Genomic DNA, 22,780 nt, shown 5'->3' with positions numbered 1-22,780 from the left:
TGCGGCATCAGCGACAGGAGGATGCGATCCCCTCCAGCCGCACCGGGAAGGACAGCGTCGCACCTTCGTCGGCACCCTGTGCACGGCCGGTTTCGAGCGAGATGACCCAGTTGTGCAGCGGGCAGGTGACGCAGCCGTCATGGACGATGCCCTGGCTGAGAGGGCCGTTGCGGTGGGGACATTTGTCCTCCAGCGCAAAGACCTTGTCGTCGGCGGTGCGGAACACGGCGACCGTCATGGTTCCGGTCTTGACGCAGCGTGCGCCGCGTCGCGGAATGTCGGAAATCGATCCGACGTCGAACCAGCTTTTCATATGCGTGTTCATTCGGCGGCCTCCAGCTTGAGTTCGGACATCGGCTTGAATTCGTGTTTGTCCTTGCCGGAAACGCGCTCCGACCAGGGATCGACCTGGGCGACCTTCTGCGACAGCACGAAACGCTCGTAGTAACCCTGGCGTTTTTCCGTATCGGTCATGATCTGGCGGCGGATTTCGTCGAGACCGGTGCGCTTTGCCCATTTGTATATGCGCTCGAGATAATGACCCTGCTCGCGATACATCTGGGTCAACGCCACGATATATTCGAGCGCTTCGTCCTCGGTCTTCACCAGCCCGAGAACCTCCGTGCCCTTAATGTCGAGGCCGGCGGCACCGGCAAAGTGGATTTCAAAACCTGAATCGACGCAGATCACGCCGATATCCTTGCAGGTGGCCTCCGCACAGTTTCGCGGACAGCCGGAGACGCCCATTTTCAGCTTGGCAGGCGTCCAGGAGCCCCACATGAACTTTTCGATGCGGATGCCGAGCCCGGTCGAATCCTGCGTGCCGAAGCGGCACCAGTCGGTCCCGACGCAGGTCTTCACGGTGCGAAGTCCCTTGGCATAGGCCTGGCCCGAGACGAAGCCGGCCTTTCCGAGATCGGCCCAGACGGCCGGCAGGTCTTCCTTCCTGATTCCCAGCATGTCGATGCGCTGGCCGCCGGTGACCTTGACGGCCGGAATTTCGAACTTGTCGACAACGTCGGCGATCGCCCGCAGTTCCGACGAGCTCGTCATGCCGCCCCACATGCGCGGAACGACGGAATAGGTGCCGTCCTTCTGGATGTTGGCGTGGACGCGCTCGTTGATGAAACGCGACTGGTAGTCGTCGGCATATTCGTCCGGCCAGTCGCAGACGAGGTAGTAGTTGAGCGCCGGACGGCACTTGGCGCAGCCGCAGGAGGTCTTCCACTCCAGCTCCTGCATGACGGCCGGAATGGTCTTCAACTGCTTGGCCATGATCAGCCGGCGCACATCGCTGTGGCCGAGATCGGTGCAGCCGCACATCGGCTTGACCGCATGCGGATTGAACGCGTCGCCGAGCGTGATCGACATCAGTTGCTCGACCAGACCGGTGCAGGAGCCGCAGGAGGCGGACGCCTTGGTGTGGGCGCGCACGTCGTCCAGCGTAGTCAGACCCTTGGCGGAAATCGTGTCGACGATCTTGCCCTTGCACACACCATTGCAGCCGCAGATTTCTGCTTCCGCCGGCAGGGCAGCGACAGCCGCCCGCGGGTCGAGCGTGGTGCCGCCCTGATAGGACTGGCCGAAGATCAGCGTGTCGCGCATTTCGGTGACCGGTACGCTGCGCTTCATCAGGTCGAAATACCAGGGGCCATCGGCCGTTTCGCCATAGAGCACGGCGCCGATGATGCGGTCGTTCTTCAGGACCAGCCGCTTGTAGACACCGGCCGTCGCGTCGCGCAGGACGATTTCCTCGCGGTCGTCGCCTTCGGCAAAATCACCGGCGGAGAACAGGTTGATGCCGGTGACCTTGAGCTTGGTGTTGACGACGGAGCCGCCATATTCACCACTGCCGCCGCAGAGCCGGTCGGCAAGGACGCGGGCGCTTTCATAGAGCGGCGCGACGAGGCCGTAGCAAGTGCCGCGATGTTCGGCGCATTCGCCGAGCGCGTAGATGCTGGGGTCCGACGTCATCATCCCGTCATCGACGACGATGCCGCGGTTGACGGCGACGCCGGCTTCCTTGGCGAGCGCCGATGCCGGCCGGATGCCCACTGCCATGACGACCATGTCGCCGTCCAGAATGCGGCCATCCTTGAGTTCGACGCCTTCGACACGGGTCGTGCCGAGGATCGCCTTGGTATCGGCCTTGGTGATGATGTTTATGCCACGTTCGGTCAGCGCCTTTTCAAGCAGATAGGCTGCCGCCGGATCGAGCTGGCGTTCCATGATCGTCGGCATCAGGTGCACGACGGTCACGTCCATGCCCTGGCGCTTCAGACCATAGGCGGCTTCCAGGCCCAGCAGGCCGGCGCCGATGACGATTGCCTTGCCCTTGTTCTTGGCGATATCGAGCATCTTCTCGACATCGTCGAGATCGCGATAGGCCAGAACGCCGGGCAGTTGATGGCCGGGCACCGGAATGATGAACGGCAGCGAACCCGTTGCGATCACCAGACGATCATAGGAAACTGTGATCCCGTTTTCGGCCGTCACGGTCTTTGCAACCCGATCGATGCCGCTGACCCTGGCACCGCGGTGCAGCGTCACGCCATGATCGCGATACCAGTCGTCGCCATGGATGATGATGTCCTCATAGGCCTTTTCGCCGGATAGCACCGGCGAGAGCATGATACGGTCATAGTTGACGCGCGGCTCGGCGTTGAAGATCGTCACGTCGTAAAGGCCGGGTGCCTTTTCGAACAATTCCTCCAGCATGCGGCCCGGCGCCATGCCATTGCCGATCACGACCAGTTTTTCGCGGCTCATCGTCTTCTCCCTTATGCAGCTTCAACGAGGCGGTGGCGCTCGTAGAGGAATTTGAGGACGGCCGAACGGCAGCGGATATAGGTCGGGTCGGTGGCAAGCTCGATACGGCGGCGCGGACGCGCGATCGGCACATCCAGCACTTCGCCGATCCGAGCTGCCGGGCCGTTCGTCATCATGACGATCCGGTCGGAGAGCAGCACGGCTTCATCGACGTCATGGGTGATCATCATCACCGTATTGCCGAGTTCGGCATGGATCTGCATGACCTGATCCTGCAGATGCGCCCGGGTCAGGGCATCAAGCGCGCCGAAGGGTTCGTCGAGCAAAAGGACCTTCGGTTCCATGGCGAGCGCGCGGGCGATACCGACGCGCTGCTTCATGCCGCCGGAAACTTCCGAAGGACGCTTGTCCTTGGCATGGCCCATCTGCACGAGGTCGAGGTTGCGCATGACCCAGTCATGACGCTCCGCCTTGGATTTCGTCCGGGAAAACACCTTGTCGACGGCAAGCGAAACATTCTCGTAGACGGTAAGCCAGGGCAGCAGCGAATGGTTCTGGAAGACCACGCCGCGGTCCGGACCGGGCGCATCGACGACCTGACCGTCGAGAAAGACGACGCCGGTCGTTGCCTTGGTGAGGCCGGCGACGATGTTGAGCAGCGTCGATTTTCCGCAGCCCGAATGACCGATGATCGAGATGAATTCACCCTTTTCGACGCCCAGCGACACCTGCGTCAGCACGTCACTGCGGACGCCGTTGCGCTCGAAGCTCTTGTCGATGAATTCCAGCGAGAGATAGCTCTTTGACATGACGATGCGCTCCTTCAAGCTTTGACGTTGCCGCGGGTGACGGCGTTGGCGATGAGGGCGATGACACGGTCGAGCAGGAAGCCGACGATGCCGACATAGACGAGAGCGACGATGATGTCGCTGATCAGCGAGGAGTTCCACGCGTCCCAGATGAAGAAGCCGATACCAACGCCACCGATCAGCATTTCAGCGGCGACGATCGCCAGCCAGGACAGGCCGATACCGATGCGCAGGCCGGTGAAGATGTAGGGTGCGGCGGCCGGCAGCATGATCTTGGTGAAGTATTCATAGCCGTTGAGCCGCAGGACCTTGGAGACGTTCTGGTAATCCTGCGGGATATTGCGGATGCCGACGGCGGTGTTGATGATCACCGGCCAGACCGCCGTGATGAAGATGACGAAAATCGCTGACGGATTGCCATCGCGGAAGGCGGCAAGTGAGAGCGGCAACCAGGCGAGCGGCGGAACGGTGCGCAGTACCTGAAAGATCGGATCAAGCCCGCGCATGGCAAGGTCGCTCTGGCCGATCAGCGTTCCGAGCGCTATGCCGGCAATGGCTGCCAGCGCATAACCGACGGCAACGCGCTGAAGGCTGGCGAAGATATGCCAGAACATGCCCTGGTCGGTGCCCTGCCCCACATAAAAGGGATCGACGATCAGCGCCCAGCTTTCCTCCAGCACGCGCGACGGAGCTGGAAGGCTGGAGGTCGGCGAAGAACAGAGAAATTCCCAGGCGACAAGCAGAAAGGCCAGCGTGATGATCGGCGGCAGGACATTGTCTGCCAGCGTCTTGACAAAACCGGGCATACGAAAGCCGGCGGACGGAGGGGCTGCGCGCGACAGCGTAACAATGCTGGCGGACGGCTTGGCCGCCGCATCGGACTTAATGTTGAGATTGGTCACGGACATGCCGGTCTCCTGTGAACGGTCGTGAGGCAGCCGGCGGCGATACGCCGGCTGCACGAAATAACGGGATCAGGCGAAACGCTTGATATCGAGGCTGGCGAGATAGGCTTCCGGATTGGCCGGATCGAAGGTCTTGCCGTCGAAGAAGGTCTCGATCCCGCGCGACGTGGAAGCCGGGACATCAGTGATACCGAGGCCCTTTGCGGCTTCGCGCCAAATATCCTCGCGGTTGACCTTGGCGATCATGCCCTTGATGTCCGTGCCAGGTTCGAACTTGCCCCAGCGGATGTCCTCGGTCAGGAACCAGGCCTCATGGCTCTGGAACGGATAGGAGGTGTGGTCCTTCCAGAACTTCATCAAATGCGGGCTGTTCTCCACGACCTTGCCGTTGCCGTAGTCATATTCGCCCTTCAAGCGGCCAACGAGATCGCGCGGCGGAACGTTGAACCAGGCCCGCTTGCCGACGATGCCAGCCAGTTCTTCCTTGTTGGCCATGTCGTCGCACCATTGCTGCGCCTCCATGATCGCCATGGTAATCGCCTTGGCGGCGTTCGGGTTCTTCTCGACCCAGTCGGCCCGCATGGCAAAGGACTTTTCCGGATGCTTCGCCCAGATTTCAGCCGTGTTGACGGCCGTGTAGCCGACGCCCTGATTGACGAGCTGGGCATTCCAGGGTTCGCCGACACAGAAACAGTCCATGGTGCCGACCTTCATATTGGCGACCATCTGCGGCGGCGGGACGACGATGGTTTCGACGTCGCTGTCCGGATCGATACCGCCGGCGGCAAGCCAGTAGCGCAACCACAGGTCGTGCGTGCCGCCCGGGAAAGTCATGGCAACCTTGGCAGGCGCACCATCGGCCTTCTTTTTCGCAAAGGCCTCCTTGAGTGCGCCCGCATCGATACCGACCTTGAGATCGGCATAAGCGCTGCCGACCGAAATCGCCTGGGCATCGAGATTGAGGCGGGCAAGGATCGCCATCGGCAGCGGCTGGCCGTTCTGCGTCACCTTGCCGGCGGAGATCAGGTAGGGCATGGGGGTGAGAATATGCGCGCCGTCGATGCCGCTGCCTTCCGAGCCGAGCACCAGATTGTCGCGCGTCGTGCCCCACGACGCCTGCTTGACGACTTCGACATCCGGCATGCCATGCTTTGCGAACAGGCCCTTTTCCTTGGCGATGATCAGCGGCGCCGAATCCGTGAGCGCAATGAAGCCGAGAACAGCCTTGGTCGTTTCAGGCCCCGCACCCTGCGCAAATGCGCCAGACGGGAAAGCCATTTTCACGGCACCCATCAGCGCCGTGGCGGCCGTGGTTTTCAACATGTTGCGGCGGGTCAGTCCGCCCGACAGGATCCTGCTCATTGTCGATTCCCTCTCTGTTGCCCGGAGGCGCGAAGTCAAAAAACGCACAAAAAAACGCCGCTCGGCATACGCATCGAGAGAATGGGAGAAGTCCCTCTCGGTGCAGAAAGCCTTGCGACGTCGATGTCACTGACTGAACGGCGTGCCGCTCAATGGCGCCGGGATCGTCATTGACCCTGGCGATTTATATCAAGCAAGCAGCGTGCCAGTTTTTAGATTTCGAGATAAGCCGATGATTCAAAATATTAAATTCTAAAATATTTCCCTGCTCAAATTTTCACCAACGCCTCTATCGGCCTTCAATTTGTGCAGCGCAGCGAAGCGATTGCAGCATTCTTATGCAACAGCGCGCTCAGATATCATCCCGCGAAATGCGCGTTGCGGCGGATCCCCGGATCGGAAATCCGGCCACATAGGCTGGAATGTCCGACGGGTCGAACACATGGCCATCGATGAAGGCGTCGCCGGCGACGGCACCCTCGATGCGCCGATCGTCCGAGGAATCGGGCATTGGACCGAGTGCCGCGCGGTAGAGATCCGGCCGATAGGCGGATGCTGCGAGCCGTTCGCCTTCAGACGAATGCTCGATCTGCCCCCACCTTATCATCTGGCTGTAGATCCACAGAGCCTTGCTCGGCCGCGGATAGTTTGCCAGGTCGTTGTGGAAGATGAAATAATTATCGATGACCCGCTGGCTGCCCTGCGGATCGACCGTGAATTCACCGCGCAGGACACGCCGGATGATATCGACGGGTGCAGCGACGTATCGGACATCGGCCAGAGCATCGGCCAGAGCATCGCGGTTTTCGGGACGATCGCACCAGCGCGCTGCGCTATCCAACGCCACGATGAGCCGCGACAGCGTTTCGGGATGGCTGTCGGCCCAATCCGGGCGGGTGCCGATGACCTTTTCCGGCGCCGAAGGCCAAAGGTCCTGCTTGGCGGCGACGATGCGACCTACGCCGCGCTCGGATGCCACCATGTTCCAGGGCGCGCCAACGCAGAAGCCGTCGATCGCGCCGGCCGCCAGAGCATCCGAGGTCAGCGGCGGCGGCACGACGATCAGGCGCACGTCCGCATCCGGATCGATGCCGCCAGCCGCCAGCCAGTAGCGCAGTTCGTAGTTGTGCGACGAAAACGGATAGGTCATGCCAAAGGTCGGCAGCGCCTCGCCGTCCCTCTTCATACGGGCAATTACCTTCGCCAGCGCTTCGGCATTAGCGAGCGCCGTCTCGCCACCCGCCAGATCCGCCTCAGCCTGCATGCGGGCATAGAGGCGTGTCGAAAGTGTGATCGCATTACCGCCGCGACCGAGTGAAAACGGCGTGATCGTCGGCGAGGGGTTGGAACCCAGCCCCAGTGCTGCAGCAACCGGCATAGGCGACAGCATGTGCGCCACGTCGAACTGGCGGAAGGCCAGCCGGTCCCGGACATTCGCCCAAGAGACGTCGCGCACGAGGTCGAGCGCGATACCTTCTCGCGTTGCAAAACCGAACTCCGCTGCGGCAATCAGCACGGACGCATCGACGAGCGGAATGAAGCCCGCGCGCACGACCCGCGCTCCTTCGCTGCGCAACCGCTCGGGCGCAGCCAGCGCACCGCCGGCAGCATGGCCGCCGCGGGTCAGATCCTCACGCGCATTCATTCTGTACACCCTGACATATCCTGCTCGCTGTCATCCTGTCCGTCATCAGATCGCGCCGCTCATCGCATCAGCAATCCGGCGGCCGTCACCACGCTCTGCGCGATGTCGGTCAGTTTCTTTTTCTCGTTCATTGCCGTCTGCCGCAGCATGGTGAACGCTTCCTCCTCGGAAATCTGCCGCATCTGCATCAATATGCCCTTGGCCCGCTCGATGATCTTGCGTTCCTCCAGCGCCGATTTGGCGTCCGCCAGTTCGCGTTGCAGGCGGCTGAAGGCGTTGAAACGGCTGACCGCCATGTCGAGGATCGGCTTGACCCGCTCCTTTTTCAGCCCGTCGACGATATAAGCCGACACGCCCGCCTCGACGGCGGCCTCAATGGACGCCGAATCCGATCGGTCAACGAACATTGCAATCGGGCGGCTCACGGCCCGTGTCAGTTGGAACAGATGCTCCATCATATCGCGGTTCGGATTCTCGATATCGATGACGATGACGTCAGGGACAATGATTTCGATCTGACGCGCCAGCCCGGCGATTTCATGCAGCACCGTCACGTGCTCGTGGCCCGCCTCGCGCAGGCCTGTCTCTATGATCGAGGCGCGGATATGGTTTTCATCGATAACCAGAATGGACAGAGGCTTGGTCGACATGGCTCGACTCTGCCTATAAGCGCCTTCTTGTGCAATGCAAAAATTCCACCACGGTATTCTTTACAGCACAGAAATATCGCGCGAGGTGCAGGGCCGAGTTTCATCGGCAATATCATTGTGTCGCGAATTGTTGCCGCGCCGCAAAAAACTCTTGGCGTTCCTGCTTTTCCCGGATGTAAAACAGCACCATGCAATCGAAGCGAAACGGCTATATCTTCGTCTTTCTCGCCCTGGTCATTTTCTCGATTCAGGATGCGATTTCGAAACACCTGGGCACCCTTTATCCGCCGATCTTCATTACGATGATCCGCTACTGGGCATTTGCGAGCTTTGCGATCGTGGTCACGTGTCGCACCAGCGGCGGCTTCAAGGCAGCAATCCGGACGCGGAAGCCGAAACTGCAGATCGTGCGCGGCCTGCTGCTGGCGTTTCAGATCGTTGTCGTCATCACATCCTTCTCACTGGTCGGCCTGGCTCATTCGCAGGCCGTTTTTTCATCAGGCCCACTGTTTGTTGCACTTCTCTCGATGCCGTTTCTCGGCGAACGCGTCGGCTGGCGGCGGTGGACGGCAATCGTTATCGGCCTGCTTGGCGTGCTGCTGATCCTGAAGCCTAGCGGCGAGGGCTTCGATCCTGTCATGCTGATCCCCCTGGGCTCAGCGCTGATGTTCGCTGTCTATGTGATTGCTACACGACTTGTCAGCCGCGACGACAGTTCGATGACCAGTTTCCTGTACACCGGGCTTGTCGGAGCCGCAGCAATGACGTTGATCGGCCCCTTCTACTGGACGACGCTCGCACCGACTGATTGGGCCTGGATGCTGCTTCTTTGCGCCACCGGCACCTCAAGCCATTTCTTTCTGATCAAGGCCTATGAACATCTCGATGCCGCCGAAGTGCAGCCGCTGACCTATCTGCAACTTGTCTTTGCCTGCATGATCGGCGTCTCGATCTTCGACGAGAAAGTGAGCCTAAACATGATTGGCGGATCGATCATCGTCGTCTGCGCCGGCATCTTTACAGTCTGGCGCGAGCACGTCGTGTCGCGCCGCAAGGTGGCCGCGGTGACCGACAATGCCAACGAGAGTAATTAGGACTGCACATCCGGTTTCTCGGGCAAGGCCCAGTCGATCGGCTCGAACCCCTTGGAAACCAGGAAGGCGTTCGCCTTCGAAAAAGGGCGCGAACCGAGAAAGCCGGCATGGGCCGAAAGCGGCGAAGGATGCGCCGAGCGAATGACCAGATGGCGCTTCTGATCGACAAAGGCCGCCTTCTTTTGCGCATAGGATCCCCAGAGCATAAAGACGACCGGATGCTCCTGTTCATTGACGGCGCGGATGATCGCATCGGTAAACTTCTCCCAGCCCTTGCCCTGATGCGACGCTGCCAGCGAACGCTCGACGGTCAGCACGCTGTTGAGCAGCAGCACCCCTGCTTTGCCCAACTTTCGAGAAAGCCATGGCGCGCAGGCGGAATGCCGAGATCGCTCTGCATTTCCTTGTAGATATTGACCAGCGACGGCGGCGTGCGCACGCCCGGTTGGACGCTGAAGCAAAGCCCGTGCGCCTGCCCTTCGCCGTGATAGGGATCCTGACCGAGAATGACGACGCGCACCTTGTCCAGCGGCGTGAGATCAAGCGCCCGGAAGTATTCAGGCCCCTTGGGAAAGATCTGCTTGCCGGCCTGTTTTTCCGCTAGGAGGAACTGCTTGAGCTTGGCCATGTAGTCGCTCGAAAATTCCGGCGCCAGCGCGGCCTTCCAGCTCTCCTCGAGCTTGATACTGGTTTCCATCCGGCTGTTCTCCCTGCAACTGCATGCCTTTTTCTGGATTTTAGTGCACGCGGAGGTCAAGACAAGCATCAATCCTGAGCCTGATCCACCGAGACCGTCATTATGTTTCCAGAAATATAGCGCTAGCCATTCTCGATGGATCGTTATATCCAAGAAAATATCTCGGTACCCAAGGAGGAACATGTGAGCCTTGATCGCCGCGCTTTGCTGATATCCGTGGGAGCAGCACTCGCTGCGCTGTGGTTGGCCGGATTACCGTTGGGTAAGGACGCCCTTGCCGGAGAGAAAGTCACCATCTTTGCCGCTGCCAGCCTAAAAAACGCGCTGGATGCTGTGAACACGCAATGGCAGAAGCAGTCCGGCAAAGAGGCAACGGTTTCCTATGCGGCAAGCTCGGCGCTTGCCAAGCAGATCGAGTCCGGGGCTCCGGCCGATGTCTTCATCTCCGCCGATCTTTCCTGGATGGACTATCTTGCCGAAAACAAACTGATCAAAGAAGGGACACGCGCCAACCTTATCGGCAATCGTCTCGTGCTCATCGCCGGCAAGGATACGGCCGATGTCGATATCAAGCATGGCTTCGATCTCGCGGCACTCGTCGGCGACGGCAAACTCGCCATGGGTGCGGTAGATTCGGTTCCTGCCGGCAAATACGGCAAGGCGGCGCTGGAACAGCTCGGCGCCTGGCCATCGGTCGAGGCCAGGGTTGCCGGCGCTGAAAACGTCCGTGCTGCCCTACTCCTCGTCTCCAAGGGTGAAGCGCCCTATGGCATTGTCTACCAGACCGATGCCGTTGCCGATCCTGAGGTAAAGGTCGTCGGCACTTTCCCGGAAGACACCCACCCGCCGATCGTCTACCCGATCGCAATCACGACAGACGCCGAGAGCCCGGCAGCGGTCGCCTATGTCGATTTCGTGAAATCCGAAGAGGCAGCCGCCCTTTTCAAGGCGCAGGGATTTACCATTCTCAAATAGGCAGGCGGGCTCTGGCAGCACTCAGCCGGAACACCTATCGTCGTCGGAATATTGGCTGGCAAGAGGTGCGCCATTCGGCGCCGACAGAAACGGAGCATGCGGTTGGACTGGCTGGCCTTGAGCGATGCGGAGTGGACGGCAATCCGGCTCAGCCTGCGCGTTTCCGCAGTCGCCATGCTCGCCAGCCTGCCCTTTGGTATCGCGATCGCCCTTCTTCTCGCCCGCGGCCGGTTCTGGGGCAAATCAATCCTCAACGGCCTCGTCCACCTGCCCCTGATCCTGCCGCCCGTCGTCACCGGCTATCTGTTGCTCATCCTGTTCGGCAAACGCGGGCCGATCGGTGCATTCCTCGAGGAGACCATCGGGCTCGTGTTTTCCTTCCGCTGGACCGGTGCAGCACTTGCCAGTGCCATCATGGGTTTTCCGCTGATGGTGCGCAGCATCCGGCTATCGATCGAAGCAGTGGATCGCAAGCTGGAGCAGGCCGCATCGACGCTCGGTGCCGGGCCCGTCTGGGTTTTCGCCACCATCACGCTACCGCTGATCGTGCCCGGCGTGATCGCCGGCATGATCCTGTCGTTTGCCAAGGCGATGGGCGAGTTCGGTGCGACGATCACCTTCGTCTCCAACATTCCGGGCGAGACCCAGACGCTGTCATCGGCGATCTACACCTTCACACAGGTTCCCGGCGGCGATGCCGGCGCCCTGCGCCTGACAATCGTTTCCATCGTGATATCGATGGCCGCCCTTATGCTGTCCGAATTTCTGGCCGGCATGGCCGCCCGGCGGGTGGAGCGCGCATGACGCTGGAAGTGGAAACCAGACACCGGTTGGCCAGCTTTTCCCTCGACGCTGCCTTTTCCTCGGAGGGTGGCGTGACCGCGCTGTTCGGCCGTTCCGGCTCCGGCAAGACCACGCTGATCAATATCATCGCCGGCCTCTTGCGGCCGAACATTGGTCGTATCGTGCTCGATGGCGATGTTATCGTCGATACGCATCAGGGCATCTTTACGCCACCGCATCGGCGACGGTTCGGCTATGTCTTCCAGGAATCGCGCCTGTTTCCGCATCTGAATGTCCGCCGCAACCTGACTTATGGTCGCTGGTTCGCCGGGCGCACTGATGCAGGACAGAGCTTCGACAAAATCATCGACCTGCTCGGCGTCGAACCCCTCCTGGAGCGAGCCCCGGCCAACCTGTCGGGCGGCGAAAAACAACGCATCGCCATTGGCCGAGCGCTCTTGTCGAATCCGCGCCTGCTGTTGATGGACGAGCCGTTTGCAGCACTTGACGATGCGCGCAAGTCGGAAATCCTGCCTTATCTTGAGCGCCTTCGGGACGAGACCGACATTCCCGTCGTCTATGTCAGCCACTCGGTCACAGAGGTCGCACGCCTTGCCAACAGGGTGATTGCGCTGGAAAACGGCCGCGTGACCGCCGCCGGCGACGCGGCGTCGGTCCTCAGCCTGTCGGCACTCTCGCCGATGATCGGCAAGCGGGAGGCGGGTGCCGTTATCGAAGGTGTCGTCGAAACAGACGACCACGAGCCGCGACTGACGGTGATCCGTGCACGCGACACATTGTTCCGCGTGCCAAAGATCTCGCTCGCAGACGGTCGCGACATCCGCCTGCATATCGCGGCCCGCGACGTGATGCTCGCGACCAAGCGCCCCGAGGGCCTCAGCGCACTCAACATCATCGAAGGCACGATCGCTGAAATTGCGGAGGAAGAGAACGGGGCAATTGACGTCCGTGTCGATTGCGGCGGCAACATCATCGTCTCGCGCATCACAGGATTCTCCGGCGAACGCCTCGGCCTGTCGATCGGAATGCCGGTCCATCTCGTCATCAAGAGCGTGGCGCTGAACCCGTGACTGTCTCGCTGCGGCGATTGTCCTCGAGCCAAGCGAGGTCGTCGGCCATGGTCGCGGCGATTTTCGCCTCCATCGCCCGGAACCGGCGGATCAGTTCCTCGCCAAACGGCGTGACGGCTGCTCCGCCCCCTGCTTTCCGCCGCGCTGGGATTCGACCGAGGGTTCCGAGAACATCGTATTCAGCGCACTGACCAAGAGCCAGGCACGCCGATAGGACATGTCCATGGCGCGTCCCGCCGCAGAGATCGAGCCGGTCTCACGGATATGTTCGAGAAGCATGATCTTGCCACGCCCCAACCTTTCAGCATTCGGAAAATCGATGCGCAGGACGGGGCGAAGGCTGGCGGGTGGCATGTCGGTCATGGGCCAACTATAACGCAGGCTCCGACGCTGTACATCTGCAACGGAGATAGGGCCTACAGGCTGAGCCCGCCGTCGATCACGTGCACATGGCCGGTCGTATAGGCGGAGACATCGCTGCCGAGATAGACGGCAAGCGCCGCGATCTCCTCCGGCTCGCCGAGGCGGCCCATCGGCTGGCGGCCGATAAAGGCAGCCCGCGCTTCCTCGTAATTGCCCTGGGCCCTCATCCGTTGCTCCAGAGACGGAGACTGCACGGTGCCCGGCGCGATCGCGTTGCAGCGGATACCCTGCTTGATATAGTCGATGGCGATCGACTTGGTGAGGCCGATCACCGCCGCCTTGCTCGCCGAATAGACGAAACGGTTGGGCACACCGGCCGGAACACCGGCGACCGACGACATGTTGATGATCGAGCCGCCGCCATTTTCAATCATGCCCGGCAGGAAGACCCGGATTAGGCGGAACATGGATTTGACGTTGAGGTCGAAGGCGAGATCATAGTCACGCTCGCCCGCTTCAAGGATGGTTCCGGCATGGACGAAACCCGCGCAGTTGAACAGCACGTCGATCGTCCCTGTGGCCGCGGCAAAGGCTTCGATCGCATCCTTGCTTGTCACGTCAAGCGTCGCGACATTCATGCCGAGCGCCTTGAGTTCACTGAGCTTTTCCGCATTGATATCGGTCGCCGTGACGATGGCACCTTCCCGCTGGAAGGCTTCCGCTGCAGCGCGCCCGATCCCCTGCGCTGCCGCCGTGATGACGGCGCGCTTGCCCGCGAGTAGTCCAGCCATGGTCGTTTCTCCCTGTCGCGGTTCCGTGAACCGTCCTTAAAATCCGGCACAAGGAATATCGGCGGGGTCTTTCCTGTCAAGCCGTCAAACGTATTTTTATCCAGAAAAAACGGTTACATTTAAAGGCGCATGCCGGTCTGCGCATCGAAGACATGCACGTCTGAGGGCCGGATCGAAAGCTCGATGACATCGCCGGACCGGATGGAGCGACGTGTCGTATCGACGATGGTGATCTCAGGAGTCGTTGCCGTCGAGATATAGGTCGCGGACCCCGTCGTCTCGACGATGCCGACGGGGAAGCGGAACGTGCCCTCACCGGCATCGGCGGCATGCAGGTGCTCCGGTCGCAGGCCCGCGAAAACGCTGCGGCCAGGTTCGAGCGCCCTGTCCATGACGATCGTCTGCGGCTCTCCGACATGAACGACAAGAGACAGACCGTCCTGACCGACCGTGGCCGGAATGAAATTCATGGCCGGCGAACCGATGAAGCCGGCGACAAACTTGTTGGCGGGCCGATCATAGAGGTCCAGCGGACGCCCCTGCTGTTCGATGATGCCGTCGCGCATGACGACGACATGGTCGGCCATGGTCATCGCTTCGACCTGGTCGTGCGTGACATAGACAGAGGTCGCACCCAGCCGGTCGTGCAGCATGCGGATTTCCTTGCGCATGTGCACGCGCAGCGCAGCATCGAGGTTCGACAGGGGCTCGTCGAACAGGAAGGCCTTGGGATTGCGGATGATCGCCCGGCTCATGGCGACCCGCTGACGCTGGCCGCCGGACAATTCACGCGGATAACGCCCCAGCAGTTCCGAAAGGCCGGTCGTCGCCGCGACCTCTGCCGCTGCCTTTTTCATCTCGGCCTTGCTCACGCCGCGAATGCGCAGGCTGTAGGTCAGGTTCTGCTCGACGGTCATGTGCGGGTAGAGCGCATAGGTCTGGAAGACCATGGCAACATCTCGCTTGCGGGGCGGCACGTTGTTCATCAGGTCGCCGGCAATGCGAAGGTCGCCGGTCGAGATGCTCTCAAGCCCGGCCAGCGACCGCAGGAGCGTGGACTTGCCGCAGCCGGACGGCCCGACAAGCGCGACGAAGCTTCCTTCTCGATCGCCAGATCGATATTCTTCAGCGCGTGGAAGGCACCGTAGTATTTGTTGACGCCGGACAGTTCGATCTGAAGGGTCATTTGAGGGCTCCCGAGGTGAGGCCGGAAACGATACGGCGCTGCAGAAGGACAAAGATGGCGAGGATCGGCGTCACATACATCGTCGCGTAGGCCATGATGTTGTTCCATTCATTGGTGTTCGGCCCCATGAAGGAATTCAGCCCGACGCTGGCCGGCTGTAGCTCCACCGCCTGAATGATCGACTTCGAGTAGACGAACTCGCCGAAGGCCTGCATGAAGATCAGAATGGCGCTGACCAGGATGCCGTTGCGCGCCAGTGGTAGGACGATATGCCAGAAGGCGCCGACGCGCGAATTGCCGTCGACAAGCGCCGCCTCCTCCAGTTCCTGCGGCACGCTCATGAAGGTGGCGCGAACGAGAACAACGAAGAACGGCATGCTTTTCGCGGCAATTGCAAGGATCACGGCAAAGCGCGGGCTGGCGAGCAGGCCTATCTGGGAAAACCCGACAAAGATCGGCGTGATCATCAACGAGGCCGGCAGGACCTGCAGCATCAGGATGAGGAACAGGCCGATATCGACCCAGACATTGCGATAACGCGCCAGCACATAGGCACAGCCGACGCCCAGCACGCAGATGAGCGAAACCGCACCAAACGCGATGACCAGCGAATTGAACAGATATCGACCCATATTGCGGCTCTGCCAGACTTCGCCGTAAATCTGCCATTGCGGATCGCTCGGCCAGAACTGCGGCGGCGTCGCGAACATTGCCGAGCCGGTCTTCAGCGCGGTGATATACATCCAGTAAAGCGGAAACAGGTAGATCGCTGCCAGGAATATGGCGGCGGCCAGCATCAGGCGGTTGCGCATCATCTCGCTCATCCCCGCACCTCATGGCGTGTGGATCGCACATAGACGACCGATGCAAACATCACGAAGACGATCATGATGACGGAAATCGTCGCGCCCTTGGCGAAATCATACTGGCGGAAGGACAGGTCCCAAGCCCAGTATTGCGTCACGTTGGAGGAATTGTTCGGCCCACCTGACGTGATGGCCGCGAACAGATCGAATTGCTGCAGGGTGAAGATCAGCCCCAGCGAAATGATCGCACCGATGCTCGAGCGCATCATCGGAAGGGTGATCGTCCAGAAACGCTGGAAAGCGTTGGCACCATCGAGTTCAGCAGCCTCATAGAGGTCCTTCGGGATCGCCGAGAGACCGACAGACAGCAGGATCATGTTGAAGGCCATGCCAAGCCAGATATTCGCAATGATGACGGCCCAGAGCGAAAAATCGGGGTCCGAACGCCAGAAGATATTTCCGTCGATGATGCCGGTCTCGCGCAGCAGGAAATTCAGCACGCCGAAGTCGCCCGACAGGATCCAGTTCCAGATCGCGCCGACGACGAGGCCGGGCATCACCCAGGAAACAAGGAAGAGGCCGCGAAGCCACGAGGCACCCGGAAAATTGGTCCAAAAGAACAACGCCAGCCCGAAGCCGAGCAGGAATTGCCCGGCGATCGAGGCGACGACGAAAATGCCGGTATTGTAGAGGATCGGCAGCGTTTCCGGCTGCGCGAACAGGTCCCGATAATTCTTCAGGCCGACAAAGGGCCGCCAGAACGTCCCCAGGCTGAACATGTCCACCTCCTGAAAGCTCATCAGGACATTGTAGAGGAGCGGCAGGCCGGACATGAGAAAGAGGTAGCCGAGCGGAAAGGCGACAAGCAAGATGTCGAAGCCCTTGCCATCGGTGATGCTGGAGAAAAATCGTTTCATGCTGCCCTCGTCCGTTCCGAACGGGGCTGCCTAGCGCAAGCGCGTGGGCAGCCCCTTCCGGGAGGAAACTTCAAAACGGGTGAAGTGGCGCCCCTTTCGGGAGCACCTTGCATCAACCGAGCACGGCCTTGATCTTCTCGGCGGCCTGGTCGAGCGCGTCCTTCGAGCTCATCTGGCCGGTCAGAGCAGCCTGGATGGCATCCTGGATCGCCTTGGAGATCTTCGGCCATTCCGGATGCGGACCGCGGGGCTTGGCGTATTTCAGCTGTTCGGTGAAGACCTTGAGCGCTTCATCCTTGAGCGGCTTTCCGGTCGCGGGAATGGCGATATCCGAGCGGGCCGGCAGTTGTCCAAAATCCGAGAACATCCTGATATCCTGCGAGACGAAATATTCCAGCACCTTGAAGGCTTCAGCGGGATGCTGGGTGTTGGCGAAAATCGCCCAGTTGAAATCGCCCATAGCCGATGAACGCTCTGCGCCGGCTTCCGGCACCGGCAACAATGCGACGCCCCAGTCGAATTTCGCTTCCGTCAGCATCCGGTCCAGTTCCCATGGACCGGAAATCGCCATGGCGGCATTGCCGGAATTGAAGGTGCCGGTCGAATCCCACTGGCCTCGGGTAAGGCTGTCCCGCGATGCGAGCTTCTCGTCGATGATCGTCTTCCAGACGTCGAGCGCCTTGATCGATCCTTCCGAATTGATGTTCTCGTAGCCGCCGCCAGCCATCTGCGCCCAGGGAAGGAACTGGAAGGTCCCTTCCTCATTGCCCTTTGCGGAGAAGGCAAGACCATAGACGTTTGCGCCCGGATCCGTCAGCTTGCGCGCTGCATCGAGCAATTCGTCCCAAGTCTGCGGCGGCTTGTTCGGATCAAGCCCCTTCGCCTTGAACATATCCTTGTTGTAGTAGAGCGCGATGGTGTTGGTCGCCTTCGGCACGCCGTAATTTTTGCCGTCCCACATGGTCGATGCAAGAGGACCGGGGAAATAGTTTGCGGTCTTGATTTCGCTGGACTTGGCAATCATGTCCGTCAGGTCGAGAAACGCACCACGCGACGCAAATAAAGCGTGTTCGGGATTGTCGATGGCGATGATGTCAGGCGCCTGACCGGTCGAGTAGGCGCGCATTGCTTCGCTGACGACATCGTCAAACTGGATCTGGCGGTACTCGACCTTGATCCCGGTGTTCAGCTTGTTGAAATCCGCCACGAGAGTAGGCGCCGGCTGAATATCGCGGTCGAGCGACCAGACGCTGATCGTTACATCCTCAGCCTTGGCCGAAACGGCGAAGGTGGACACGCTTGCAAGGGCAAAAGCCCCCATAACTAAGAGATTCCGGATACCCATCTTTTCCTCCTGTTGGTTATCCCTAAAATGCCGGCATCCTCCATGCCGGCAGGGCATGCACGCTCAGACCGGATCGACGATGAAATCGCCGCCCCGGCATGTCTTCAGATAATTCAGGCCATGAACCTGGCCGGTCATTTCCAGCGCATCGCGATAGACCGGATCATGCCAGCCTTCGATGTCGATCGACCCGGACCACCCGACAAGCCGCAGTTCGGAAATCACATCCGTCCAGTTGGTATCGCCGAAACCCGGCGTGCGCATGAAGACGAACTTTTCCTTGCCGAAAATACCGTGCTCGCGGATCACGTCCCAGCGGATCGTGGCATCCTTGCCGTGCACATGGAAAATCTTGGGCGCCCATTTGCGGATCTGCGGCAGCGGATCGATGAGATAGACCATCTGGTGGCAAGGTTCCCATTCAAGCCCGATATTGTCATCCGGCGTCTCGTTGAACATCAGTTCCCAGGCGTCCGGATTGTGGGCGATGTTCCAGTCGCCGCTCGCCCAGTTGCCGTCCATGGCGCAGTTCTCGAAAGCGATCTTAACACCCTTATCGGCCGCGCGCTTGGCAAGCTCGCTCCAGATTTCCTTGTAGCGGGGCAAGCTGTCCGTGAGTGGCTTATTACGAACTCGACCGGTAAAGCCTGCAACGCAGGTTGCGCCGAAATGGTGTGCATTGTCGATGCAATCCTTCCAGCCCTGCAGTGTGTCGCGGTCGATATCCGTCGTTTCCAGCGGATTGCCGAACATGCCGAGCGTCGAGATGGTGATATCCCGGGCGCCGATCGCCTCGATGCAGCGTTTGCCGAGTTCTGCAAGATCCTGGCCATTGGTCGTCTGCCAGAAGAAGGGTTCGAAACTCTCGAATCCCATATCGGCAATCTGCCCGATGCGGGTGGCGGCCTTGCCCGCGGATGCGCTGACCATGGTGCCGATACGGATGGATTTTGCTGGATTGCTCATCAAACTGTCCTGTTCTGAATGGTCACGCGCTGCCGGCTGCGGGCGCTTTCGATCGCCGCAAAAACCATGGCAAGGCTTTTGATATTGTCGTTGCTTGCCGTCTCCGGCTCGGATCCATCGCGGATAGCGGCAATGAAATCCGAAATCACGCTGGCATGGCCGTGCGTCTGTGCATCATCGGCCAGTTCGGGCACATTGACGGGCTCCAGATCACGCAGGAAACCGTCATTGCCGACGACGCGATGCGCCTGAAATGCGTCGGCACCATCCCAAAGCAGCGTGCCCTTGGTGCCGATAATACGCCACTGGCTTTCCCAGCTGGTATTGGCGCCTTCGGCGCACCACGAGCCGCGATATGTAAAGGTCACGTCGTCGGAAAACTCGAAGATCGCATCGGCGGCGGCATCCCGACCGTACCACGACCCCTTCGGGTTGCTCTCATGGCAATAGACGGCAAGCGGCGTCTTGTCGGCAACGAAGCGCGCCGCATCGAACGTATGGATCGCCATATCGAGCAGAAGCACATTGTCCATCGCCTCGCGGAAACCACCGAAATGCGCACCGATGAAGAAGTCGCAGTGAATGCCTGTGAGCTCGCCAATGGCCCCGCTGTCAAGGAAGGCACGCATGCGACGGACACCGGAAATGAAGCGCCTGTTCTGCACCACCGCATGTATGCGGCCGGCTTTCTCGGCGCGAGCAACAAGATCAAGGCCCTCTTCCAACGACACCGCCATCGGCTTTTCGCTGAGTACATGGCAACCGAGGCGCAGCCCGGTCGAGACGACGCTGTGGCGGGCAGCCGGGATGACGACATCGAAGACGACATCAGCGCTGGTTTTTGCGAGCACGGTCTCGAGATCGGACCCGATCACGACGTCCTTCAACTGGAACGCTTCGGCAAGTGCGGTCGCCGCTTGCGGATTGACATCCACGAGCCCGACAATGCGCACCGTCGATTGTAACCTTGGGGTTTCCGCGATCGCTTTCAGCCAACCTTTGGCCATAGCTCCGCACCCGCATAGAACAGCGTTAAAAATGGGGTTCTCCTCCTTCAAAGCTTACGGATATCACTCCTACCTGATTTCCGTAAACGTTTACGGTACTATGATGCATTTTCGAAACGTGTCAATAGGAATTAGAACTGTGCAGCGTGTGGAGATGGGAGAGAGACCGAAGCATGAAGGGAATTCGCCGCCTGGCGCAGCATCTCGATATCTCGATCGGAACAGTCTCGCGCGCGCTGAATGGCCGACCCGACGTCAATGAAGACACCCGCAAACGTGTGCTGGAGGCGGCGGTCGAACTTGGCTACGTCCCCAACCAATCCGGCCGCAGCCTGCGCCAGGGCACGACAAACACCATCGGATTGATGATGGAATCGAGCGCCCAAACCGTTGAAAACAGCGATAACTTCTTCATGGGTGTTGTGGACGGCGCGCAAAGTGTCTTCGCCCGTCACCAACTCGATCTCATTCTCCTGCCATGTTCGACCGACGAGGACCCGAACGCCTATCTGCAGCGTATCGTTGCGCGCCGCCTCGTCGATGCCATGATCATCTCGGCAACCCGAAAAATCGACAAACGTATCGACATGCTCGAAAAGGCGAAAATTCCGTTCATCGCGCTGGGACGAAGCGAATCCGGGCACAATCCGCCTTGGCTGGATCTCGATTTCGAAGGCGTGGCCAGCCGGGCGATCGACAGGCTGGTCGGTCGCGGACACCGGCGCATCGCGATTGCGGTGCCGCACAACGAGGCCAATCTCGGCTATATCTTCCTCGACGGATACAAACAGGCCCTGGCGCGACACGGGCTGGCCTTCGATCCGGACCTGGTTACCCGCACCAGTTCGAGTGAACAGGGCGGCTATTTCGCCGCCGACGAACTTTTGCGCTCCGGCAAACAGCCGACGGCAATCCTTCTGATCTACGAGGTCATGGCGATCGGGCTTTACCGAAGGTTGGCGGAAGCCGGCATTCATGCGGGCCGCGACTTTGCGGTGATCGGCTTTCGCGAGAGCCCGCAGTCACGTTTCCTGTCACCGCCGCTGACCTGCTTCCGACTGTCTCTGCGCGACCTTGGCATTGCTTTGGCGGAATCGCTGCTCGCCTCCATGCCCAGCTTCAAGCACCACTATCCCCAGACGCCGGCCCACAGGATCTGGCCTATGGAACTGGTCGAGGGCGAAAGCGACGCCTTCGAGCTTCCGGTCAAAAATCAGGCTTGATCTCCGGCTCGGCGGGTGAAATTCTCGCTGTACTACTGCCATGCACCGAGACGAAAACATGCCGGGTCCACCTCTCGATTTAGCTGAAACAGACCGCAGCCTGCCAACCAGGGCAGATGTCGTTATTATCGGTGGTGGCATCATCGGCGTCAGCACGGCGCTGTTTCTGGCCGAACGCGGCGTCGAAGTCGTGCTCTGCGAAAAAGGCGTGCTCGGCGGCGAACAATCCAGCCGCAACTGGGGCTGGGTGCGCGTCATGGGCCGCGACCCACGCGAAATTCCGCTCGCCATTGAGTCCCTGAAGATTTGGGACGGGCTCGATGCACGCATCGGCGGCGAGACCGGGTTCCGCCGCTCAGGCATCCTCTATCTTGCGCAAACGGACAAGGATGTCGCCAGTCATGAAAACTGGCTGGTGAATGCAAGGGCCCATGGTCTCGATAGCCGGGAGATCGACACCCACGAAACCGCGGCCCTGATGCCGGGTGCCGCCGCCCGCTACAAGGGTGCGATGTATACGAGGAGCGATGCGCGCGCCGAGCCGCAGAAAGCGGTGCCGGCGATTGCGGACGGGGGGCGTCGGGCGGGCGCAAGACTGTTCATCGGCTGCGCCGTGCGCGGCATCGAAAAGAGCGCCGGCCGGATTTCCGCCGTCATCACCGAAAAAGGCCGCATAGAGACGTCGGCCGTCGTTCTAGCCGGCGGCGCCTGGTCGCGGCTGTTTTGCAAGGGCCTCAGCCTGCGGCTGCCGCAACTGAAAGTGCGCAACTCCGTGCTGCGCACGAGCCCGGTCAGTGGCGGACCTGATGGCGCCGGAGCGGACTGGACCTATGCCTACCGCAGGCGGCTCGATGGCGGCTACACGATCGCCCACAGCGCTGAGAACCAGCATGCGCTCGTTCCCGACAGCCTGGCCTTTTACCGGGAGTTCCAGCCGGCCCGAAAGGCGGAAGGAGACAGCGTGCAGCTCGGATTGAGCGCCAGAAGCTGGCAGGAACTGTGGGAGATCATGCCACCGCCACTCGACCGGCCCGGTGCATTTGAGCGACACCGCATTCTCGATCCCAAACCGGATGAGCGCTCCGTACTTTCCGCCCTGAAAGCCGCAGCAGACGCAATTCCCGTTTTGAAGAACGCGAAACCGCTACAAATCTGGGCCGGATTGATCGACGTGACGCCCGATGCTGTGCCGGTGATCTCGAACATCGATGCCCTCCCCGGCCTGACCATTGCCACCGGCTTTTCCGGTCATGGTTTTGGTATTGGTCCGGGTGCCGGGCACCTGACGGCCGATCTGGTGATGGGCAATACGCCAATCGTCGATCCGCTGCCGTTCCGCTTCTCGCGCTTTTCCGATGGCACGGCGATCCAGATCGCACCCTCTGTATAAAATCTA

The 22,780-nt window shown here is 60.5% G+C and carries 19 protein-coding genes and 3 pseudogenes; 6 read left to right on the top strand and 16 right to left on the bottom strand.

Annotated elements, in window-relative coordinates:
* Positions 1–7 precede the first annotated feature (7 nt).
* From nirD to P6U16_RS15210, 7 genes are all read right to left on the bottom strand, one after another.
* Entirely contained in the window at positions 8–325 is a 318-nt protein-coding gene (gene nirD / locus P6U16_RS15240; RefSeq protein WP_277701258.1) for a nitrite reductase small subunit NirD, read from the bottom strand.
* Positions 322–2,769 (bottom strand): nitrite reductase large subunit NirB, encoded by a 2,448-nt coding sequence (gene nirB, locus P6U16_RS15235; RefSeq protein ID WP_277701257.1) that lies wholly within the window; start codon positions 2,767–2,769, stop codon positions 322–324. Before nirB ends, nirD begins: the two co-directional genes overlap by 4 nt.
* 11 nt (positions 2,770–2,780) lie before the next feature.
* Entirely contained in the window at positions 2,781–3,578 is a 798-nt protein-coding gene (locus tag P6U16_RS15230; RefSeq protein WP_277701256.1) for an ABC transporter ATP-binding protein, read from the bottom strand.
* A gap of 14 nt (positions 3,579–3,592) precedes the next feature.
* Positions 3,593–4,486 carry a nitrate ABC transporter permease gene (gene ntrB / locus P6U16_RS15225; RefSeq protein WP_277701255.1) on the bottom strand — a complete coding sequence of 298 codons (894 nt, stop codon included), beginning with the start codon at positions 4,484–4,486 and terminating at the stop codon, positions 3,593–3,595.
* Between the two features lie 66 nt (positions 4,487–4,552).
* Positions 4,553–5,845 carry a CmpA/NrtA family ABC transporter substrate-binding protein gene (locus P6U16_RS15220; protein ID WP_277701254.1) on the bottom strand — a complete coding sequence of 431 codons (1,293 nt, stop codon included), beginning with the start codon at positions 5,843–5,845 and terminating at the stop codon, positions 4,553–4,555.
* Between the two features lie 352 nt (positions 5,846–6,197).
* Entirely contained in the window at positions 6,198–7,490 is a 1,293-nt protein-coding gene (locus P6U16_RS15215) for a CmpA/NrtA family ABC transporter substrate-binding protein (RefSeq protein WP_277701253.1), read from the bottom strand.
* Between the two features lie 59 nt (positions 7,491–7,549).
* Positions 7,550–8,140 (bottom strand): ANTAR domain-containing response regulator, encoded by a 591-nt coding sequence (locus P6U16_RS15210; protein ID WP_277701252.1) that lies wholly within the window; start codon positions 8,138–8,140, stop codon positions 7,550–7,552.
* Positions 8,141–8,328: 188 nt separating this feature from the next.
* Between P6U16_RS15210 and P6U16_RS15205 the strand changes: the two genes are divergently transcribed.
* Positions 8,329–9,234, top strand: coding sequence for a DMT family transporter (locus P6U16_RS15205; RefSeq protein WP_277701250.1), 906 nt, complete (start codon positions 8,329–8,331; stop codon positions 9,232–9,234).
* Here P6U16_RS15205 and ung read toward each other — a convergent pair.
* Positions 9,231–9,931 (bottom strand): annotated as a pseudogene (ung, locus tag P6U16_RS15200) (uracil-DNA glycosylase). The gene P6U16_RS15205 and the pseudogene ung overlap by 4 nt on opposite strands.
* Before the next feature lie 237 nt (positions 9,932–10,168).
* Here ung and modA point away from each other — a divergent pair.
* The 3 genes from modA (at position 10,169) to modC (ending at position 12,780) form a co-directional block, all read left to right on the top strand.
* Positions 10,169–10,906 (top strand): molybdate ABC transporter substrate-binding protein, encoded by a 738-nt coding sequence (gene modA, locus P6U16_RS15195; protein ID WP_277703861.1) that lies wholly within the window; start codon positions 10,169–10,171, stop codon positions 10,904–10,906.
* A 102-nt stretch (positions 10,907–11,008) separates the two neighbouring features.
* Positions 11,009–11,710 carry a molybdate ABC transporter permease subunit gene (gene modB / locus P6U16_RS15190; RefSeq protein ID WP_277703860.1) on the top strand — a complete coding sequence of 234 codons (702 nt, stop codon included), beginning with the start codon at positions 11,009–11,011 and terminating at the stop codon, positions 11,708–11,710.
* Positions 11,707–12,780, top strand: coding sequence for a molybdenum ABC transporter ATP-binding protein (modC, locus tag P6U16_RS15185; protein WP_277701249.1), 1,074 nt, complete (start codon positions 11,707–11,709; stop codon positions 12,778–12,780). Before modB ends, modC begins: the two co-directional genes overlap by 4 nt.
* Here modC and P6U16_RS15180 read toward each other — a convergent pair.
* The 8 genes and pseudogenes from P6U16_RS15180 to P6U16_RS15145 all read right to left on the bottom strand — a co-directional run bounded on the left by P6U16_RS15180 (position 12,755) and on the right by P6U16_RS15145 (position 20,161).
* Positions 12,755–13,134 (bottom strand): annotated as a pseudogene (locus P6U16_RS15180) (winged helix-turn-helix domain-containing protein). The gene modC and the pseudogene P6U16_RS15180 sit on opposite strands and share 26 nt — an antisense overlap.
* A gap of 62 nt (positions 13,135–13,196) precedes the next feature.
* Positions 13,197–13,934: an SDR family oxidoreductase gene (locus P6U16_RS15175; protein ID WP_277701248.1), complete on the bottom strand. Its 738-nt coding sequence runs from the start codon at positions 13,932–13,934 to the stop codon at positions 13,197–13,199.
* 119 nt (positions 13,935–14,053) lie between these two features.
* Positions 14,054–15,120, bottom strand: a pseudogene (locus tag P6U16_RS15170) (ABC transporter ATP-binding protein).
* Positions 15,117–15,944 (bottom strand): carbohydrate ABC transporter permease, encoded by an 828-nt coding sequence (locus P6U16_RS15165; protein WP_277701247.1) that lies wholly within the window; start codon positions 15,942–15,944, stop codon positions 15,117–15,119. The pseudogene P6U16_RS15170 and the gene P6U16_RS15165 overlap by 4 nt, the downstream one beginning before the upstream one ends.
* Positions 15,941–16,843 (bottom strand): sugar ABC transporter permease, encoded by a 903-nt coding sequence (locus P6U16_RS15160; protein WP_277701246.1) that lies wholly within the window; start codon positions 16,841–16,843, stop codon positions 15,941–15,943. The genes P6U16_RS15165 and P6U16_RS15160 overlap by 4 nt, the downstream gene beginning before the upstream one ends.
* Positions 16,844–16,955: 112 nt before the next feature.
* Positions 16,956–18,188 carry a sugar ABC transporter substrate-binding protein gene (locus P6U16_RS15155; RefSeq protein WP_277701245.1) on the bottom strand — a complete coding sequence of 411 codons (1,233 nt, stop codon included), beginning with the start codon at positions 18,186–18,188 and terminating at the stop codon, positions 16,956–16,958.
* A gap of 63 nt (positions 18,189–18,251) precedes the next feature.
* Entirely contained in the window at positions 18,252–19,154 is a 903-nt protein-coding gene (locus P6U16_RS15150) for a sugar phosphate isomerase/epimerase (protein WP_277701244.1), read from the bottom strand.
* On the bottom strand, positions 19,154–20,161 hold the full coding sequence (locus P6U16_RS15145; RefSeq protein ID WP_277701243.1) for a Gfo/Idh/MocA family oxidoreductase: 1,008 nt from the start codon (positions 20,159–20,161) through the stop codon (positions 19,154–19,156). The genes P6U16_RS15150 and P6U16_RS15145 overlap by 1 nt, the downstream gene beginning before the upstream one ends.
* 173 nt (positions 20,162–20,334) lie before the next feature.
* Between P6U16_RS15145 and P6U16_RS15140 the strand changes: the two genes are divergently transcribed.
* Positions 20,335–21,384 (top strand): substrate-binding domain-containing protein, encoded by a 1,050-nt coding sequence (locus P6U16_RS15140; RefSeq protein WP_277701242.1) that lies wholly within the window; start codon positions 20,335–20,337, stop codon positions 21,382–21,384.
* 58 nt (positions 21,385–21,442) lie between these two features.
* Positions 21,443–22,774, top strand: coding sequence for an FAD-binding oxidoreductase (locus tag P6U16_RS15135; protein WP_277701241.1), 1,332 nt, complete (start codon positions 21,443–21,445; stop codon positions 22,772–22,774).
* Positions 22,775–22,780 lie beyond the last annotated feature (6 nt).

The sequence above is a fragment of the Rhizobium sp. 32-5/1 genome (genome assembly GCF_029537235.1).
GTDB lineage: Bacteria > Pseudomonadota > Alphaproteobacteria > Rhizobiales > Rhizobiaceae > Pararhizobium.
Note: the sequence above shows the minus strand (reverse complement) of the source record. Positions and strands in the feature narration are given on the sequence as shown.

Excerpts from the sequence above, each read along its gene's own strand:
- nirB (WP_277701257.1), bottom strand. The coding sequence starts at position 2,769 with ATGAGCCGCGAAAAACTGGTCGTGATCGGCAATGGCATGGCGCCGGGC.
- P6U16_RS15175 (WP_277701248.1), bottom strand. The coding sequence starts at position 13,934 with ATGGCTGGACTACTCGCGGGCAAGCGCGCCGTCATCACGGCGGCAGCG.
- P6U16_RS15145 (WP_277701243.1), bottom strand. The coding sequence starts at position 20,161 with ATGGCCAAAGGTTGGCTGAAAGCGATCGCGGAAACCCCAAGGTTACAA.
- P6U16_RS15220 (WP_277701254.1), bottom strand. The coding sequence starts at position 5,845 with ATGAGCAGGATCCTGTCGGGCGGACTGACCCGCCGCAACATGTTGAAA.
- ntrB (WP_277701255.1), bottom strand. The coding sequence starts at position 4,486 with ATGTCCGTGACCAATCTCAACATTAAGTCCGATGCGGCGGCCAAGCCG.
- P6U16_RS15140 (WP_277701242.1), top strand. The coding sequence starts at position 20,335 with ATGAAGGGAATTCGCCGCCTGGCGCAGCATCTCGATATCTCGATCGGA.
- P6U16_RS15165 (WP_277701247.1), bottom strand. The coding sequence starts at position 15,944 with ATGAGCGAGATGATGCGCAACCGCCTGATGCTGGCCGCCGCCATATTC.
- P6U16_RS15160 (WP_277701246.1), bottom strand. The coding sequence starts at position 16,843 with ATGAAACGATTTTTCTCCAGCATCACCGATGGCAAGGGCTTCGACATC.
- P6U16_RS15135 (WP_277701241.1), top strand. The coding sequence starts at position 21,443 with ATGCCGGGTCCACCTCTCGATTTAGCTGAAACAGACCGCAGCCTGCCA.
- P6U16_RS15215 (WP_277701253.1), bottom strand. The coding sequence starts at position 7,490 with ATGAATGCGCGTGAGGATCTGACCCGCGGCGGCCATGCTGCCGGCGGT.
- P6U16_RS15150 (WP_277701244.1), bottom strand. The coding sequence starts at position 19,154 with ATGAGCAATCCAGCAAAATCCATCCGTATCGGCACCATGGTCAGCGCA.
- nirD (WP_277701258.1), bottom strand. The coding sequence starts at position 325 with ATGAACACGCATATGAAAAGCTGGTTCGACGTCGGATCGATTTCCGAC.
- P6U16_RS15230 (WP_277701256.1), bottom strand. The coding sequence starts at position 3,578 with ATGTCAAAGAGCTATCTCTCGCTGGAATTCATCGACAAGAGCTTCGAG.
- P6U16_RS15205 (WP_277701250.1), top strand. The coding sequence starts at position 8,329 with ATGCAATCGAAGCGAAACGGCTATATCTTCGTCTTTCTCGCCCTGGTC.
- P6U16_RS15210 (WP_277701252.1), bottom strand. The coding sequence starts at position 8,140 with ATGTCGACCAAGCCTCTGTCCATTCTGGTTATCGATGAAAACCATATC.
- P6U16_RS15155 (WP_277701245.1), bottom strand. The coding sequence starts at position 18,188 with ATGGGTATCCGGAATCTCTTAGTTATGGGGGCTTTTGCCCTTGCAAGC.
- modC (WP_277701249.1), top strand. The coding sequence starts at position 11,707 with ATGACGCTGGAAGTGGAAACCAGACACCGGTTGGCCAGCTTTTCCCTC.